The following is a 2674-nucleotide window of genomic DNA, read 5'->3' on the forward strand; positions in this document are numbered from 1 at the left end:
CGATAGCCCAGTATGTCGAGCAGATCATGGCCGCTGAGCATCAATGGATCTCGAATCGACTCTCGTGGTTTTATATGTCGCAGACGTTTTGTCTGGCGACGCACGCGGTGCTGGTCACAGCCCAAAGCGTGCATGCGCGGCGAGATTTCGAGTTTTTGCTTTGGGCGATGCCGCTGTTCGGATTGGTGTCCAGCATTCTCGTGTTCTTCTCGGCGAAAGCGGCGGAGTCGGTCGCCTGTTCACTCGCGGAAGAGCGGGCCAGACTGACCCGGCGAATCAACGCCGCGGCGGGCGTCTCCATTCCGCTGATCGGCGCAACCACGCCCAACCGTCAACTCAATCTACGATGGACCCATTGGGCCGGCGCGTTGCCGTTGAACATCCTCCCGCCGGGTTTGGCGCTGATTTGGGCCATTCTGTTGGTGTTCCGATTTTCCTGCAAAGCCATGTGCGCCGGCTGAGCACAGCTGCATCTCGTCGTTTCGCGTCGGCTGAATCTCGACCACGCTAGCGGCGACGATCGCGCGGGTTATCGCCCTCGACCAAACCAAAGCGCCACTCAGTCACATTCGGCGCTAAATCATCAATACCAGGGGCGTTCCTACAAATGCCCTGCCCCACGGCCCGGTGACTTCGGTGCCGGCGCTTCCGAAATTGCGGCTCAAGCCCCTTCCGCGCCGCTGTTTTTCATGTTCCGGGGCAACTAGCCGTTCGCGATCGGCAATCGCCGGAAATAAGGCATATCCCTCAGCCTCCGTGATATGCCGCAGTTTTGTTTCGGCTAGACCGGAACGGCGCCTAGATGCCGGCCGAGAAAAGAGGCCAACACTAAGAAAACAGCCCAATAAAATCAATTAGTAAAGCGGCGAAATCCAAAGCAAAGCAGCTCTACGCTCTAACGGCATAGTTAATGCCTATTGAATGGCGCTAATGGCTATTTCCGTTAGTAACTTACGACTTCCCCTAAAAACGTCTTTACTCGAGTAAACATTATGACAACGAATACTTTAGGCATCGCCCCGTCTAGCACAGTCCGGCGACTGTGTTTCGGTGCCTTGGCGACAATCGCCGTGTCTGGCAATGCCCAGGCTTTGGAAGGCTCCATCGGCGGCATCGCCCATCTCAGTTACGATCAGGCGGCCTGGGCGACGCTGAAACCGCTGGAAAGCTATAGAAACGTAAAAAACCAGGAAATCTACGGCGGTCAACGTATACCCACCGCCGATATCGCCGGGCGGCGTTGGGCTTATCCGCAGTTGTTTGTCGACAATAGCGTGCCGGCCGCCTTACAACCCTGGTGGTTGGCAACCGATGCCAGGATTGCCGACGGTACCTCCAGTCCAGCGGCGGTCGCCGAATGGCGGGTGTTGGATCCCGCTCAGCAAGTCCCGGCGGCGCAACCGGCCGGCGGCTGGGCCATGGCGGTCGATTCGCTGGAGCCGGGCCTGGACGCCGGTTGGGCGGCGGGCTATCACCCCACCGATTTCGACCCGACCACCGGTGTCGGTACGATTGCGCTGGGCGGTTCGCTACGCCTGCATAGCGATTTCATCTCACCTTCCGGCGTAATCTGGATGCGCGGCCTGACGTTGGAGCATCGCGGCGAAACCGAGAGTTGGTATATCGGCAGCAATGCCGGCCCGGCGATCGGCACATTTTTCGAACTGATCGATCCGGTTTTCGGCATCAATCCGGATAACGGACTGTTGAGCATCGATGCCGATTTCAAGTTCGGCGACTCGCTGTACGCGCGAATATTCTTTCAGTTGGAAGGCGACACCCGCGTCGTTGGCCACTTCTCGCTTAATCCTTTGATAACGCCCACTACTCCGGTACCCGTTCCGGCCGCGGTTTGGCTGTTCGCTTCGAGCTTGCTGGGCTTGACGGGCATTTCCCGCCGGCAACGCTTCAGCCCAACTGGCCGTTACATCGCGCGGGACTAGTCCCTGCATTCCAACATGTCCATCAGGAACCATCATATGAAATTTACTGCTTTCAAGCCCGTATGGGCTTTCGGCCTGCTTGCACTCAGCATGGGGCCGCAAACCGCCGGCGCGGCGGTCGTCGCCACGGCTACCGCCCATTGGAACACGCTCGACGTGGAGATTATCGATTTATCCGGCGGACTCGACACCCCGCAATTTAGCTGGGTTGCGCCGTTTGGCAGTGTGAATACCAGTGCGTTCACGGATCAGGCGAATGGCGGCTCCGACAACCAAAGCGTCGAGGATTTCACCACCGAGCTTAGCTCCGTGAGTAGCAGCAGCTATTCCGGCAGCCACGCCGAGCGCGGCAACACGCTCGTGCAAGCCCAGGCCCAAAGCGATGTGCTCAGCGACAATAACGCGGTAGCCCAGGCCTCTAGCCAAGGCAGTTTCGAGATGCGCGGGAAAGGTATCGCGCTGATCTCGGTGGATTGGACCTTGGAAGTCAGCGGCGTGGACTTCGTCAATCAGTTATCCGCCACCGGCTACGCCAGCATCAACCTGTCAGGCAGCTACACCGACCAAAACGGCGCTAGTGGCGGCAGTAGCAAGAGCGCCTATCTCAGTCCATCCCAGGGTTCGGAAAGTCGAAGCGGCACCTTTCGCTTTTCGGTCAGCGGCGACGGCGTCAGTTTGGTCGCCGGTAATTTTGGCGTCACCACCGAGGCCAGCACTAGCGCGATCAGCGC

At 58.8% G+C, this 2674-nt stretch carries 3 protein-coding genes; all 3 read left to right on the forward strand.

Annotated elements, in window-relative coordinates:
• Window positions 1-461, forward strand: a 461-nt coding sequence (locus tag AC3B8H_RS20175) for a hypothetical protein (RefSeq protein ID WP_488443311.1), incomplete at its 5' end; no start/stop codon positions are given.
• 609 nt (window positions 462-1070) lie between these two features.
• Complete coding sequence (locus AC3B8H_RS20180) at window positions 1071-1943, forward strand: hypothetical protein (RefSeq protein ID WP_488443312.1); 873 nt, start codon at window positions 1071-1073, stop codon at window positions 1941-1943.
• A 36-nt stretch (window positions 1944-1979) separates the two neighbouring features.
• Window positions 1980-2674 (forward strand): hypothetical protein (locus AC3B8H_RS20185; protein WP_488443313.1); only part of this gene is annotated, 695 nt, incomplete at its 3' end.

It is taken from the genome of Methylomonas sp. BG-2, assembly GCF_057766305.1.